The sequence below is a fragment of the Microbacterium sp. MYb62 genome, assembly GCF_002979475.1.
Classification (GTDB): domain Bacteria; phylum Actinomycetota; class Actinomycetes; order Actinomycetales; family Microbacteriaceae; genus Microbacterium.
Genome location: NZ_PCOY01000002.1, coordinates 237,586 through 252,540, shown reverse-complemented (window position 1 = coordinate 252,540; position 14,955 = coordinate 237,586). Strand labels below are relative to the sequence as shown.

13 protein-coding genes are annotated in these 14,955 nt (G+C 69.0%); 7 read left to right on the top strand and 6 right to left on the bottom strand.

The window, feature by feature from the left end; all coding sequences use genetic code 11:
- Window positions 1–141 precede the first annotated feature (141 nt).
- From CQ042_RS03645 to CQ042_RS03620, 6 genes are all read right to left on the bottom strand, one after another.
- Complete coding sequence (locus CQ042_RS03645) at window positions 142–1,971, bottom strand: iron ABC transporter permease (protein WP_181157424.1); 1,830 nt, start codon at window positions 1,969–1,971, stop codon at window positions 142–144.
- A gap of 47 nt (window positions 1,972–2,018) precedes the next feature.
- Entirely contained in the window at window positions 2,019–3,179 is a 1,161-nt protein-coding gene (locus CQ042_RS03640) for an ABC transporter substrate-binding protein (protein ID WP_105668854.1), read from the bottom strand.
- 57 nt (window positions 3,180–3,236) lie between these two features.
- On the bottom strand, window positions 3,237–4,361 hold the full coding sequence (locus tag CQ042_RS03635) for an ABC transporter ATP-binding protein (RefSeq protein WP_105669267.1): 1,125 nt from the start codon (window positions 4,359–4,361) through the stop codon (window positions 3,237–3,239).
- Window positions 4,362–4,432: 71 nt separating this feature from the next.
- Window positions 4,433–5,923, bottom strand: a complete 1,491-nt coding sequence (locus tag CQ042_RS03630; protein WP_105668853.1) for a DHA2 family efflux MFS transporter permease subunit — start codon at window positions 5,921–5,923, stop codon at window positions 4,433–4,435.
- Between the two features lie 96 nt (window positions 5,924–6,019).
- Complete coding sequence (locus tag CQ042_RS03625) at window positions 6,020–7,633, bottom strand: LVIVD repeat-containing protein (protein ID WP_105668852.1); 1,614 nt, start codon at window positions 7,631–7,633, stop codon at window positions 6,020–6,022.
- Between the two features lie 124 nt (window positions 7,634–7,757).
- Entirely contained in the window at window positions 7,758–8,726 is a 969-nt protein-coding gene (locus CQ042_RS03620; protein WP_105668851.1) for a LysR substrate-binding domain-containing protein, read from the bottom strand.
- A gap of 83 nt (window positions 8,727–8,809) precedes the next feature.
- On the opposite strand from CQ042_RS03620, the gene CQ042_RS03615 reads away from it, so the two are divergent.
- The 7 genes from CQ042_RS03615 to CQ042_RS03585 are packed head-to-tail and all read left to right on the top strand — an operon-like array spanning window position 8,810 to window position 14,950.
- Window positions 8,810–10,318 (top strand): 2-hydroxymuconic semialdehyde dehydrogenase, encoded by a 1,509-nt coding sequence (locus CQ042_RS03615; RefSeq protein ID WP_219844800.1) that lies wholly within the window; start codon window positions 8,810–8,812, stop codon window positions 10,316–10,318.
- Complete coding sequence (locus tag CQ042_RS03610; RefSeq protein ID WP_146115335.1) at window positions 10,315–11,154, top strand: 2-keto-4-pentenoate hydratase; 840 nt, start codon at window positions 10,315–10,317, stop codon at window positions 11,152–11,154. The genes CQ042_RS03615 and CQ042_RS03610 overlap by 4 nt, the downstream gene beginning before the upstream one ends.
- Window positions 11,151–12,089: an acetaldehyde dehydrogenase (acetylating) gene (locus CQ042_RS03605; RefSeq protein ID WP_105668850.1), complete on the top strand. Its 939-nt coding sequence runs from the start codon at window positions 11,151–11,153 to the stop codon at window positions 12,087–12,089. Before CQ042_RS03610 ends, CQ042_RS03605 begins: the two co-directional genes overlap by 4 nt.
- Window positions 12,086–13,123, top strand: coding sequence for a 4-hydroxy-2-oxovalerate aldolase (dmpG, locus tag CQ042_RS03600; RefSeq protein ID WP_105668849.1), 1,038 nt, complete (start codon window positions 12,086–12,088; stop codon window positions 13,121–13,123). Before CQ042_RS03605 ends, dmpG begins: the two co-directional genes overlap by 4 nt.
- Window positions 13,120–13,938, top strand: a complete 819-nt coding sequence (locus tag CQ042_RS03595; protein WP_105668848.1) for a 2-keto-4-pentenoate hydratase — start codon at window positions 13,120–13,122, stop codon at window positions 13,936–13,938. Before dmpG ends, CQ042_RS03595 begins: the two co-directional genes overlap by 4 nt.
- Window positions 13,935–14,417 (top strand): RidA family protein, encoded by a 483-nt coding sequence (locus tag CQ042_RS03590; RefSeq protein ID WP_219844799.1) that lies wholly within the window; start codon window positions 13,935–13,937, stop codon window positions 14,415–14,417. The genes CQ042_RS03595 and CQ042_RS03590 overlap by 4 nt, the downstream gene beginning before the upstream one ends.
- A complete protein-coding gene (locus CQ042_RS03585) occupies window positions 14,414–14,950 on the top strand; it encodes a 3-hydroxyanthranilate 3,4-dioxygenase (protein ID WP_105526600.1) in 537 nt (178 codons plus the stop codon). The genes CQ042_RS03590 and CQ042_RS03585 overlap by 4 nt, the downstream gene beginning before the upstream one ends.
- The last annotated feature ends 5 nt before the right edge of the window (window positions 14,951–14,955 follow it).

Genomic DNA, 14,955 nt, shown 5'->3' with positions numbered 1-14,955 from the left:
ACCTCACCGCCGCGTGCCGTCGTCGTCGTCGTCGTCGAGTGCACGGCGTCTCGCCGAGTGCACGGCTCCGTCGCGTCGACAAGCCGTGCACTCGACAACAAGCCGTGCACTCGCGGCCGGAGAACGCGGTGCGGCGACGGATCAGCCCTTCGCACGCCCCTTCTGACGCTGCACGGCCAGGGTCACGGTCGCCGAATCGCCGGCAGGAACCGGGGTCGCGGCGAGGTCGGGGAGGCCCGCGGCGACGGGCTTGCGCGCCCGACCGATCGCCCGGCGAGAGAGCGCCCACTGCAGGCCGTAGCCGATCGCGAAGACCATCAGCGTGAAGATCAGCGCCATCGCGGCACCCTGGTCGGGTGCATAGAGCTGCGCCGAGCGCGGGTTGATCATCGCGTAGATGTACATCGACAGCGGCCGCGACGACGGGGTCGCCAGGAACGCCGGGAGCGTGAACTCGTTGGTGCCGAGGATGAACATCTGGATCCACACCGCCATCACGGTGGGCATCAGCAGGGGCGCGATGATGCGGCGGAACCCCTCGAACCGACTCGCTCCGCTGGTGAGCGCCGCCTCTTCCAGCTCGGGTCGGATCTGCAGCGTCGCGCTGTACGACGAGCGGTAGGCGATCGACACCCGGTAGGAGTACGCGATCACGAGGGCGAGCAGCGTGCCCGCGATCGGGATGTAAGGGTTGATCACCATGAAGGTGAGGAACATCGCGAAGCCGGCGATGGTCGCGGGGATCGCGACCGACGACGACGCGAACAGGTCCATGGCCTTCACCCACCAGGTCTTCTTGCTGCGGGCGATGCCGTACGCGAGCACCGTGGCGAAGACGACGGCGATCGTGGCACTGCCGCCCGCGATGATGACCGTGCGCCCGAGCGACACCCAGAACTCCGGGTCGGCGAGCACCGTACCGAACGCTCCGAAGTCGGTGCTGCCGAGCATCGCGTCGATCGAGAATGCCACAGGGTACGGGGTGATCGCCGCCCACAGCAGCGCCAGAAGAGGGAGGATGCCGGTGAGCAGGATGAACACGGCGACCAGCAGCATGACCGGGATCTTCCACGGCCCCATCCGCATGGTCGACGGCCGGAAGCCCTTGCCCGACACCGAGGCTCTTCGCTCGGCGTTGCGCGTGGCTCGCAGATAGATCGCGAAGGCGATGGTCGTGATCACGAGGAACACCAGGCCCCACGCGGCGGCCAGCCCGTACTGGGGCAGCTCGCCCGCGTTGGAGCTGATGAGCGTCCAGAGCTTGAGGGCGAAGATGTCGCGCCCCGACTCCTGGCCGAACAGCAGTGGCACCTCGAGACTGCCGAGGCCGAGGATGAAGGTGAGCACGGTCACGCCGAGCAGGCCGGGCCAGAGCATCGGCAGCGTCACCCGACGCAGGGTCTGCGGCCACGAGGCCCCGGACACCCGCGCCGACTCCTCGAGCGAGCCGTCCATGTTCGTCAGGATGGGCACGATCATCAGGTACGGGAAAGTGACGTTCGTCAGCGCCTGGATGAAGATCATGGTCGGAAACGCGTACGGGTCGATCGGCACGTCGCTCGCGAACGGCAGCAGTCGCAGCATCTGGTTGAGCACGCCCGACTCGGGCGACAGCATCAGCAGGTAGGCCTGCGCCTTCACGATCGGCGGGATGATGTACGGCACGATCACCAGCACCGAGATGAGGCGCCGCCACGGGGCGTCCGTGCGCACCGTGACCCAGGCGAGGCCGAATGCCATCAGGAGCGTGAGCAGCGTGGAGCCGCCGACGAAGGCGCCGGTCGCGCCCAGCACGCCCCAGAAATCTTCGCGCAGCTGCCAGAGGGTGACGAAGTTCTCGACACCCCACTGGGCCGAGGAGACGCCGAAGGGCAGGAACGGACCACGGAACGCGGTGATCACCTGGACGATCAGCGGTACCGCGAGAAGGATGAAGATGACCGCGCCCGCGACGATCATCGCGATCGTCATCGTGGTGGGACGCTTTCGCCCCGTGGTCCGTCCTGCCTTGAACATCGTTATCCGTTCAGCGCCTTGTCGGCGGCGTTGATCATGGCCTGCCAGTCGTCACGAGTGGCCTGCGTCTCGGTCTCGGCCCCGTTGTCGAGGCCGAGCAGCAGTGCATCGGAGTTCGTCTTCATGAGCCCGGTGGACTCGGCGAACGTCGCGGCCGGAAGCCCCGCGAACGGCACCTGGGTGCTGGCGAAGCGCTCGTCCGTCATGCGGAGTGTGATCCAGTCGGGGTCGAACGCGTTCCACAGGGTCCAGAGCGCCGCACCCGGCTTGTTCTTGGCGTCGGAGTTCACTCCGGAGAATTGCGCCCAGACCCCCGCGTGCTCGAACGGCGAGACCTGCAGCGCGGGGTTCGGGTTGAACAGCGTCTGGTTCAGCGCGATCGGCACGTCACCGCTCGACAGCGGAGCACCCTGGTCCTCCAGCAGCTTCAGGTTGCCCGACGACATCAGCTCGTCGATCAGCGAGACCATCTTGTCTTCGCCCTCGGCCATGCCGTATCCGGCGAAGACCACCGCGTTGTAGCCGGCGACCGACACCTTGTCCTTGTACTCGGGGGCCAGCAGCCCGTCGAGCGTCTCCGGCACCGACTCGACCTTGTCGGTGTTGTACTGGATGAGCGTGCCGTTGATGCTGTCGGGCATGAGCTCGGGGGCGCCGATGGTCAGGAACTCCTTCGGAACGCCGAAGCTCTCCCAGTCGACCTTCTCCCAGAAGCCCTCGTCGTACATGGCGGCCATCGAGGTGATCGAGCCTGACACCACATCGGTGTTGCGCGAACCCGTGGCCTTGGCCGAGATGATCGCCGACGACAGGTTGTAGGTGAGGCCCCTGGTCTCGACCTTGATGTCGGGGAAGCGCTTGTTGAACTGCTCGATCACGTCGGGCGACAGCTCGTACCAGTCCCAGATGACCAGCGTGCCGCCGTCGGCCTTCTTGGCCTCTTCGTAGAGCGTGTCGAGCTGCTTGTCGATCTCGGGCCAGTAGTCGTCGTAGAAGTTCTCGCAGCGGGTGATCGCTCCGATCTCCGCGGCGTCGCAGGTGGCCGAGGCGGCGTCGCCCTTGAGCGCGCTGTCACCGCCGGCGGCCTCGGTCGACGTGTTGCATCCGGTCAGGGCGAGTGCGAAGACCGCCGTGATGGCGACTGCTCCCAGTGTTCTCTTCATGATCTGAATGTCCTCTCTGACATCAGGTGTGTGATTGCGGGTGTGGTGCGGGTTGCGTCAGGCGCCCAGCACGCGGCAGGCGTGCGGGACCAGTTCGAGGAAGACCCTGCCGCCCTCGGGGGGTGTCGCCTGCGGTGCCCCGCGGCCGACGATCGTGGCGACGGGCTCGCCCTCGGTGAGCACCTCGGCCTCGTACTCGACGATCTCGCCGAGGAACTCCACACGCACGATGCGCACGGGAAGCACGTTCGGGCGGTCGACAGCGGTCTCGTGCCAGCGCACGGTCTCGGGGCGGAAGGTCAGCGTGACCTGGTCGCCCGCCGAGACCTCGTCGGGCACGGGGGTCTGCAGCCGGGTGCCGAGCGCCTCGACCACCGCGTCGCCGGCACCGTCGCGCTCGATCACCACGGCGGGGATCATGTTCGCGCGACCGACGAAATCCGCCACGAACCGGTCGGCCGGCTGGTCGTAGAGCTCGCGGGGAGAGGCTTCCTGCACGATGCGCCCGCCGTTCATGACCGCGACCCGGTCGGACATCGACAGCGCCTCGGACTGGTCGTGCGTCACGTACAGGGCGCTGATGCCGAGGGTGCGCTGCAGACTCCGAAGTTCGTTGCGCATGGTGTCGCGCAGCTTGGCGTCGAGGTTCGACAGCGGCTCGTCGAGCAGCAGCAGGCGGGGTCGGTGGGCCAGCGCACGAGCGAGGGCCAGGCGCTGCTGCTGACCGCCCGAGAGCGCGGTGGCCGGACGCTGGGCGAGGTGGTCGAGCTGCACGAGCTCCAGCGCCTCCATCGCCCGCTTGCGCGCCTCCTGCTTCGGAAGCTTCGAACCCGCGACCTGCAGCGGGAAGATCGCGTTGGCGAACACGGTCATGTGCGGCCAGATCGCGTAGTTCTGGAACACCATGCCGATGTCGCGCTTGTCCGGCGACACGTGCTCGGTGCCTGTCGACAGCACGTTGCCGTCGAGGGAGATGACGCCGCCGTTGCTCCGCTCGAGACCGGCGACGCAGCGCAGCGTGGTCGTCTTGCCGCATCCCGACGGGCCGAGCAGCGAGTAGAACATCCCCGGCTCGATCGTGAAGGTGACGTCCTTGACCACGGGGACGGCGGCGCCATCCAGTTCGTAGTCCTTCTTCAGGGCGTCGACGACGAGCCGTCCGCCTCCGGATCTCTCGTTCATCGGAGCCTTCTCCCGCTTCTTGCTCGTCATCGGACTCGTTCTGGATGTTGGATCCACTGCGATCGCCGCCATCATCGTCCCTCTCTCACAACAGAACCCGCCGTCTGCGGGGTGGCCGGTGCACCCCAGGGCCGTGGCTTCTCGAAGAACACCACGACGACCGCGCACACGGCGAAGGCGATGGCCGAGAGCAGCAGCGACTGCGACATGGCCGTGGCCAGCCCGCTCCCGTCCTCCGCCGACAGCTCGCTCCCCGGGTGGATCGCGCCGGGCACGAAACCGGAGATGTGCGCGGCGAGCGTCACGTTCATCAGCACGGCCAGCAGCGCCGATCCGATCACGGATCCCATCTGCCTGGTCGTGGAGTACACGCCGGATCCCGCTCCCGCCTGGGTGTGCGGCAGGTTGCGCGTGGCCGTCGACGCGAGCGGCCCGAACATCCCGGACACACCGACCCCCAGCAGAGCGGAGGGAAGCAGAAGGAGCCAGAACGGTGCGTCGATCGTCATCGTCGCCGCATACCAGGCCATCGCCAGCGCCGAGACGACGAAGGCCGCGAAGGTCACCCACCGCGGGCCGATCCGGTCGCTCAGCTTGCCGACGAACGGCCCGAGCACCCCCGAGACGACCGCCATCGGTGCGAGCATGAGCGCTGCGAGCGTCGGGTCAAGCCCGCGGGCGACCTGGAAGTAGAAGGCGAGAGGAACGGGCATGGCCGTGATGCCGACGCCCACGAGGAAGATCGTGGCGTTCGCGACCGAGAAGTTGCGATCGCGGAACAGGCTGAGGGGCATCAGGGGCTCTGCGCGATTGACGCGCTGCCACACCACGAAGAGCACCAGGAGCACGACGCCGGTGACGATGACGCCCCACACCGTGACCGGGCCGAACATCACCCCCCAGTCGTAGACCTCGCCCTCCTGGATGCCGAACACCAGCAGGAACAGGCCGAGTCCGGACAGCGCGACGCCGACCATATCGAAGCGGTGCGGGTGTCCTTCGAGATCGGGCACCAAGCGCCAAGCGACGACGAACGCGACGACCCCGACGGGAACGTTGACGAAGAAGATCCACTCCCAGCCGACGGTGTCGGTGAGCACGCCGCCGAGGATCGGACCGACGAGTGTCGCGAGCCCTCCGACAGCGCCCCACGCCCCCATCGCCTGACCCCGACCGCGCGGCGGGAACACCCGCGCGATGATCGCCATGGTCTGCGGCGTCATCAGGGCGGCACCGAAACCCTGCACGGCGCGAGCCGCGATGAGCATCTCGATGCTTCCGGCCAGGCCGCACGCGAGCGAGGCGAGGGTGAACAGCACGAGCCCCACGAGATAGACCCGCTTGGGACCGAAGCGATCCCCCAGGCGACCCGTCACCAGCAGCGGAACCGCGTAGGCGAGCAGGTAGGCGCTGGTGACCCAGATGACCGTGGTCAGGTCGGCGTCGAACGTCGCGAGGATGACCGGGTTGGCGATCGCCACGATCGTCGTGTCGACGAGGATCATGAAGAAGCCGATGCACAGCGCCCACAGGGCCGGCCAGGGCCTAACTGTCTGAGTCATGGATCGCTTTCGGGAGGGATCGTCAGGGGTCGGGAGCCGGTGTCCGTCCACTCAGCCCCTTGTCGGAGGACGGACACCGGAGTTTCCGGGAAGAGTTCAGCCTTCGGCGGCGGGGAGCCCGACGACGACCTCACCCAGCAGCGGAGTCGAGACGGCGTAGATGCCGTGGTTGGCGAAGAGCCAGATCACGTTGCGGTCCCACTCGACGAAGATGCCGTGCACGGGGGCGGCGAGGTCATCGTCGTCCTTGAGGCCGATCGGCGGAACGAAGTACGCCCCGACCTTGGGGTTCTCCGGGTCTCGCACGTCGAAGATCTGCAGACCCGCGGCGTAGAACGCGTAAGGGATGACTCCGCCGTGCGGCGTGCCCGTGTTGGTGAAGTAGCCCGAGCGCTTGGGACCGAACGATCCGCGGCGCTGCGCCCAGTCGGTGAACGCGGCCTCTGCCGGCGGCGTCGGGCGGGGGAGCGTCCGCACGACCCGAGGGTTCGTCGGGTCGCTCACGTCGATCTGATAGATCTCCTTGGCCGGCTCGTAGCAGTCGGTGTTCATCGGGTAGCCCGAGACGTAGACGTATCCCGTCTCCTCTACCTGAGTGGTGTCGACGTTGTCGCCCTCGGTGCCGGCGACGCTGACCGGGAGGTGGCACCAGCCGACGTGGTCGATGTTCGTGGGGTCGGACACATCGAGCACGAAGAAGCCCTGGCCACCCTGGGCGGCGTAGCCGTACTTCCACCCCGACTCGACCGAGCGCGGCAGGAAGATGCCCATGCGCGAGCCGAACCACGAGGTCTTGTTGTTCCAGCGCTCGTTGTCGGCGAGGTACTCGGAGTCCGTCTCCTCGCCGGCACGGGATCCGGGCACCCACCAGCTCGAGAGCAGCTCGGGCTTCGCAGGGTCCGACACGTCGTAGGCGGCGTGACCCGCCGTCCACAGCGTGGTCTTGTACGGCTGGTTGGTGAAGGTGTTGTCGGGCGCGGTCGCCACGAACAGGTACTTGTCGCCGTAGTAGACCGGCAGGTCGAGCACGCCGTTGCCCTCCTGGATCTCGTCCGGCCCGTGGTTCGGGTCGGTCGAGACCTCGGTGAGGAGCGTCCAGTCGCGGGGGCTCGGGCCGTTCATCTCCCAGGTGCGGAAGCCGCGCAGACCCTCCCACTCCTTCAGCTGCCCCTCGACGGTGTCGTCGATCCACTTGTTGGCGACGCGCCCCTTGAGGAAGTACCGCGGGGTCTCGCTCGCCTGGATCGCGATGTGCTTGCCGAGCTTCTGGTTCCACTGCACCGTGGTGGCGCCGAACTGCGGGCGGGGGTCGTCCCAGCCCCACTGCTCCTCGTCGACGATGGTGAGGTCGCGCGGGTCGGTGATGTCGTAGAGCTTCCAGTGGTTGCCGCCGCCGTAGTGCAGCATCAGGCGACGGCCGTCCCAGTCGTAGATGCACTGCCACGAGTGGCTGGTGTTCACCACGATCGGGTAGAACGCCTCGGCGGTCGCATTGAGTGCGTAGGTCTCGGGGTCGCGGTAGTCGAGCTGCCCCGGCCAGTCGACGAAGACGTCGCGCGGGACGGACGGCGTGTGCTCCGGCGGCAGGAACGTGCCGTCGGGCTGCATGCCCCAGCTGGAGGGGTCGGGATCGGCCGGTTCACCCTCGACGCGCTGGAAATCCTCCGGGCGGTACTTCTTCGCATCGGGCACGTAGGGAGAGCCGGCCATGTCGCCTCCATTGGCTGAATCGGGTGAGATCGTCACGACGTCGTGTCGTTCTCATCAGGTTCACCCTGTGGGAGCGATGCTGTCCAATATCCATACGGGTCAGAGCTATGACCATTCGGACATATCAGCCGGCGAAGCGGGGCTCCGTCTCCGCATACTCGCGTTCGAGCTCCGCCAGGCGCGCCCCCTCTTCGCGCAGATGGGCCAACAGGGCGGATGCCGCGGGCGACGGCGCCCGGTCCTTCGGCACGGTGACGCCGACCGAACGGCGGATGGAGCTCAGGGGCGTGGGAAGGATCCGCAGCTCCCGGTCGTCGACGGCGATGAACATCGGGAGCGCCGCGATCACATCGGTCGAGATGAGCAGGGTGCGCAGCGTCAACATCGAGGTGCACTCGACGCGGTCGGGCGGGAGGGGCAATCCCTCGTGGAAGAAGACGGCTTCGAGCTCGGCCCGCAGCGCGGTCTGAGCGACCGGGAAGATCCACGGGTAGCTGATCAGCTCGGCGAGGGAGTTCGCCTTGACCCCGCCCAGCACCGGATGACCGGCGCGCGCGACCAGGCGGATCGGTTCCAGATGCAGGCGCTCCTGCTCGAGTCGCACGGGCACCGTGGGTGAGAGCCGCCCGACCGTGAGGTCGAGGTCGCCCGCGAGCAGCAGCTGCTGGAGGGTGTCGGGCGTGCCCTCGCGGACGACGACGGTGAGCCGTGGATGCTCGGCCTTCAGCGCGGCGATGGCCCGTGGCAGCAGCAGGTTCGAGCCGGCGAGGTGCGTGCCGACCGTGACGGTGCCGAGCTGACCCGACTGCAGCAGCCGCACCTCCTCCCCCGCGGCACGAAGCTCGGCGAGCACGGAACGTGCGCGCTCGATGAACGAGTACCCGTACTGCGTGGGCCTGACGCCGCGCGGCAGCCGCTCGAACAGCGGCACACCCAAGACGTCTTCGACCTCGCGGAGACCGCGGGTGACGACGGGCTGGGTGATGTGCAGCGACTCGGCGGCGCGCACCAGGGTGCCTTCGTCGGCGATGGCGGTGACGAGGACGAGGTGGCGGATCTTGACCCGTCCGTCGAGCAGTCGATCGGTGACCATGATCCGGACTATAGCCGTATGGGCATGGCAGTGCATCAAGAGAGTATTTGTCGGCATCCCTCGAACCTTCTTAGCCTGAGCCCATGCCTTCCGAGACGATGACGCCTCCCCTCCGTGCCCCTGAGCCGGAGCGGGCGCCCCGCGCGATCCACAACATGATCGCCGGCGAGCGCGTGGAGGGCATCGCCACCTTCCGGAAGATCAGCCCGGTCGACGGTTCGATCATCGCCGAGGTGCACGAGGCCGGCACCGAGCAGGTCGACCGCGCCGTGGCCGCAGCCCGCGCGGCGTTCGACGGACCGTGGGGGCGGATGACGGTCGCCGAGCGCGCCCGTCTGCTGCGCGGGTTCGCCGACGCGATCGACCGCCGTTCGGACGAGCTCGTCGCGGCCGAGGTGGGCGACACCGGCAAGCCCGAGGCTCTCGCCCGCGACCTCGATGTGGCCCGGGCCGCCGCGAACTTCCGCTCCTTCGCCGACACGGTCTCGACGGCCGGACTCGACTCGTTCCTGACCGAGCTGCCCGACGGTCGCCGCGCGCTGAACTACGCGGTGCGCAAGCCGCTCGGCGTCGTCGCCGTGATCGTGCCGTGGAACCTGCCGCTGCTGCTGCTCACGTGGAAGCTCGCTCCGGCCCTCGCCACCGGCAACACGGTCGTGATCAAGCCCTCGGAGGAGACGCCCTCCTCGGCCACGCTGCTCGCCGAGATCCTCGCCGAGGCGGGGGTGCCGGCCGGCGTCGTGAACGTCGTGCACGGTTTCGGCGCCGACTCCGCGGGCGAGGCACTCACGAAGCACCCGGGCATCGACGGGGTCACCTTCACCGGCGAATCGTCCACCGGCTCGGCCATCATGCGGGCGGTCGCCCCGCGCGTGCGCCCCGTCTCTTTCGAACTCGGCGGCAAGAACGCCGCGCTCGTGTTCGCGGATGCCGACCTCGACGCCGCCATCGCCGGCCTCGCCCGCTCCACGTATCTCAACACCGGCCAGGTGTGCCTGTGCACCGAGCGCATCTACGTGCAGCGTGCAGTCTTCGACGATGTCGCCGCCGGTCTGGCCGAGCACGCCGCCCGTCTGCGTCTGGGCCGCCCGGAAGACCCGGCCACGACCACCGGTCCCCTCATCTCGCAGGCGCACCGCGAGAAGGTCCGCTCCTACTTCGACCTCGCCGTCGCGGAGGGTGCGACCGTGCTCGCCGGCGGTGGCATCCCCACCCTCGGCGACGGACTCGACGGCGGATCCTGGATCGAGCCGACCCTGTGGACGGGCCTCGACAACAGCCACCGCACCGTGCGCGAAGAGGTGTTCGGTCCGGTCGCAGCGCTCATCCCGTTCGACACCGAGGAAGAGGCGATCCGACTGGCGAACGACACCGACTACGGGCTCGCCGCCGTCACCTGGACCACCGACCTCACCCGCGGACACCGCGTGGCGCAGCAGATGCGCACCGGCATGTCGTGGGTCAACACCTGGTATCTGCGCGACCTGCGGAGCCCCTTCGGCGGTGTCGGGCTCTCGGGCATCGGCCGCGAGGGTGGCCACCACTCGCTCGAGTTCTACACCGAGCCGACGAACGTGTGCGTGCAGCTGTGACCGGCATCCAGGATTCCGACGCCGTGCGCGCTGCGGACGAGCGGCTGCGGCTCGCAGCCGAGTCGGGGCGCCCGTGCGCGCCGGTGCGCGACCTGCTCGGCGAGACGGATCAGGATGCGGCGTACACGGTGCAGTCGCTCGGCATCGCCCGGCGCCTGGACGAGGGTCGACGGGTGGTCGGCCGCAAGATCGGTCTCACCTCCCCCGCCGTGCAGACGCAGCTCGGCGTCGACAGCCCCGACTACGGCGTGCTGCTCGACGACATGATGTTCGCCGACCGCGAGCCGATCGACCTCGCGCGGTTCCTGCAGCCGCGCGCCGAGGCCGAGGTCGCCTTCGTGCTCGGCAGCGACCTCGACTCCCCCACCACGCACGTCGCCGATGTGATCCGGGCCACCGAGTTCGTGCTGCCCGCGATCGAGGTCGTCGACTCCCGCGTGGCCGGGTGGGACATCCGCATCACCGACACCATCGCCGACAACGCCTCCAGCGGGGCGGTCGTGCTCGGCACCACGCCGCGACGCCTCGACGGGTTCGACCTGACCGCACTCGGCATGGCCCTCGACCGCGAGGGCCGTCCGGTCTCGACGGGATCCGGGGCCGCGTGCCTGGGCAGCCCGGTGATCGCGGTGGCGTGGCTGGCACGCGAGGTCGCCCGACGCGGGCAGCCGCTGCGCGCGGGCGAGGTGATCCTCTCCGGAGCGCTCGGCCCGATGGTCGACGCGACCGCCGGGGTGTACCGCGCCCGGCTCGACGGTCTCGGCGAGGTGCGTGCCGACTTCTTCGGCACGGCATCCGGCACATCGGGCACGACAACGGAAGGGGCTGCGGCATGACCGTCGGCATCGCCATCATCGGCTCGGGCAACATCGGCACCGACCTGCTCATCAAGGTCAAGCGGCTCTCCACCACCCTGCACGTGGTCGCGATGGCCGGCATCGACGAGAACTCCGACGGGCTCGCCCGTGCGCGACGGCTCGGTGTCGCCACGACCCATGAAGGCGTGGACGGCCTGATCGCGATGCCCGAGTTCGCCGATGTGGAGCTCGTGTTCGATGCGACCTCGGCCGGAGCCCACGCCCGCAACGATGCACTCGTGCGCAATGCCGGACGCCTCATGGTCGATCTGACCCCCGCGGCGATCGGCCCCTACGTCGTGCCGGTCGTGAATCTCGAGGCGCACCTCGGCGCGACCAACGTGAACATGGTCACGTGCGGGGGCCAGGCCACGGTGCCGATGGTCGCCGCGGTGTCGCGCGTCGCCCCGGTGGCCTATGCCGAGATCGTCGCCTCGATCGCCTCGAAGTCCGCAGGTCCCGGCACCAGAGCCAACATCGACGAGTTCACCGAGACCACCGCCCGCGCGCTGGAGGTGATCGGCGGCGCCGGCCACGGCAAGGCGATCATCGTGCTCAACCCGGCCGACCCGCCGCTCATCATGCGCGACACCGTGTTCTGCCTGGTCGAGGGCGACTCCGACGAACTGGATCGCGATGCCGTCAGCGCCTCGGTCGCCGGCATGGTCGCCGACGTGCAGGCCTACGTCGGCGGCTACCGCCTCAAGCAACAGGTGCAGTTCGACGCGGTCGACGAGGCCTACGTGCCCGCACTCGACCGCCCGTTCCGCGGCACGCGCGTGACCGTCCTGCTGGAAGTGGCGGGCGCCGGCCACTATCTTCCGGAGTACGCGGGCAATCTCGACATCATGACCTCGGCCGCCCTGCGCACGGCCGAGCGACTCGTCGCCGAACGGACAGGGGTTCCCGCATGACCACTGCATCTCCGCGCGTGTACGTGCAGGACGTCACCCTCCGCGACGGCATGCACGCCATCGGCCACGGCTACACGACCGATCAGGTCCGCGACATCGCGCGTGCTCTCGAAGCCGCGGGCGTCGATGCCATCGAGGTCGCGCACGGCGACGGTCTCGGCGGTTCGAGCGTCGCCTACGGGCAGGGCGCGCACACCGACTGGCAGTGGATCGAGGCGGCCGCCGAGGTGCTCGACCGTGCCGTCCTGACCACCCTGATCCTCCCCGGCATCGGCACGATCGACGACCTCGCCAGGGCCCGTGACCTCGGTGTCGCGAGCGTGCGGGTCGCGACGCACTGCACCGAGGCCGACGTCGCGATCCAGCACATCACCTGGGCGCGCGAGCACGGCATGGACGTCTCGGGCTTCCTCATGATGAGCCACCTGAACGACCCGCGCGGGCTGGCCGAGCAGGCGAAGATCATGGAGGCGGCCGGAGCGCACTGCGTGTACGTCACGGACTCGGGCGGGCGCCTCACGATGCGCGACGTCGCCGACCGCGTCGACGCCTATCGCGACGTGCTCGACCCCGGCACGCAGATCGGCATCCACGCCCACGAGAACCTGTCCCTGAGCGTCGCCAACAGCATCACCGCCGTCGAGCACGGCGTGTACCGGGTCGATGCCTCGCTCGCAGGGCAGGGCGCCGGAGCCGGCAACTGCCCGATCGAGGCGTTCATCGCGGTGGCGGATCTGCTCGGCTGGGAGCACGGCTGCGACCTGTTCGCCCTGCAGGATGCGGCGGAGGAACTGGTGCGTCCGCTGCAGCGCCGCCCGGTCCGCGTCGACCGCGAGACCCTCACCCTCGGCTACGCCGGGGTGTACTCGAGCTTCCTGCTGCACGCCGAGCGCGCGGCCGAGAAGCACGGCCTCGATGCGCGTGACATCCTCGTGGAGCTGGGACGCCGCCGGATGGTGGGCGGCCAGGAGGACATGATCGTCGACGTCGCCCTCGACCTCGTCGCCGGCCGCTCGATCGAGGTGACCGCATGACCGCCGACGCGGTGTTCGCCGCCGCGCTCGACACCGCGCAGCGCACCGCGACGGCGATCAACCAGTTCTCCTCCACCGAGGAGGTCGGGCTCGATACCGCCTACGCCACGCAGCACGCGCTGATCGCCCGCCGACTCGCCCGCGGCGAGCGCCTCACCGGTCTGAAGCTCGGCTTCACGAGTCAGGCGAAGGCGCAGCAGATGGGCGTGAGCGACGTGACCATCGGCACCCTCACCGATGCGATGCGCCTCGACGACGACGCGGTGTTCGACCGGCGGTCGGCCATCCACCCGCGCATCGAGCCGGAGGTCGCGTACCTTCTCGCCTCCGACATCGACGGCACGGATATCGACGGCGCCGGATCCGGACGTCCGCTGGCGGCGGTCATCGCCGCGGTCGCCCCTGCACTGGAGATCATCGACTCCCGGTACCGGGATTTCCGCTTCAGCCTCGCCGACGTCGTGGCCGACAACACGTCGGCCGCCGCCTACGTGGTCGGCCCGTGGACCCCGTTCGACCGGGCCGGTGCCCTCGACAACAGGGCGGTCACGCTCGAGGTCGACGGTCGGATCAGCGCCACCGGTTCGACCGCCGCGATCCTCGGCGATCCCGGCCGCGCCGTCGCCGCGGCCGCGCGACTCGCCGCCCGCCACGGGTTCACGCTCCGCGCCGGCTCCATCCTGCTCGCCGGTGCCGCGACCGCCGCTGTTCCGCTGCCGGATGACGGCACGGTCGAAGCGACGATCGCGGGGCTCGGACGCGTCGGCATCCGCACGCGCAGCAGGGCGGACAGCCTCGCCCAGAAGGGATCATGATGACCGCATCACGAGGCATCCTCGTCGAGGGCAAGGCCACGCCCCGGGGCCGCTTCCCGCACGCCAAGGTCTCCGGCGACCTGGTCTTCGTCTCCGGTACGTCGAGCAGGCGCCCCGACAACACCATCGCCGGAGCCGAGGTCGATGAGTTCGGAGCGACGAGGCTCGATGTCGCCGTGCAGACCCGCGCCGTCATCGAGAACATCCGCGAAGTGCTGGCCGCCGCCGGCTGCGGCCTCGACGATCTGGTGCAGGCGACCAGCTTCCTCGTCGACATGAACGACTTCGCCGCGTACAACGCCGTCTGGGCCGAGCACTTCGACGAGCAGGGGCCGGCCCGCACCACGGTCGCCGTGCACGCCCTGCCGCATCCGCACCTGCGCATCGAGATCCAGGCGATCGCGCGGCGCCCCGACACCACCACCGACCACAACACCGCCGACCACAACACCGCTGCCACTCTCGAGGAGGAGAAATGAGCACCATCGCACCCGTCATCCCACCCGTGATCGACTTCCCCGCATGGATCAAGGAGAACGAGCATCTCCTGAAGCCACCGGTCAACAACAAGGCCGCGTGGACGCCCATGGGCGACTTCATCGTGCAGGTGGTCGGCGGCCCGAACCAGCGCACCGACTTCCACTTCGACCCGTATGAGGAGTGGTTCTACCAGTACCGCGGCAACATGCACGTGAACATCCAGACGCCCGACGGCCTGCAGCGCATCGACATCCGCGAGGGCGAGATGTGGCTGCTGCCCGGCAACGTCTTCCACTCCCCGCAGCGCCCGGAAGAGGGGTCCATCGGCATCGTGATCGAGCGCATCCGCGAAGAGGGCACGCTCGAGAAGTTCGCCTGGTTCTGCCCGAACTGCAACGCCAAGGTGCACGAGGTCGAGCTGCAGGTGCGCGACATCGTCGAGGATCTGCCGCCGGTTTTCCGCGACTTCTACGAGAGCGAAGAGGGGCGCACCTGCCCCGAGTGCGGCGCCGTCCACCCCGGCAAGGGCTGAAACCC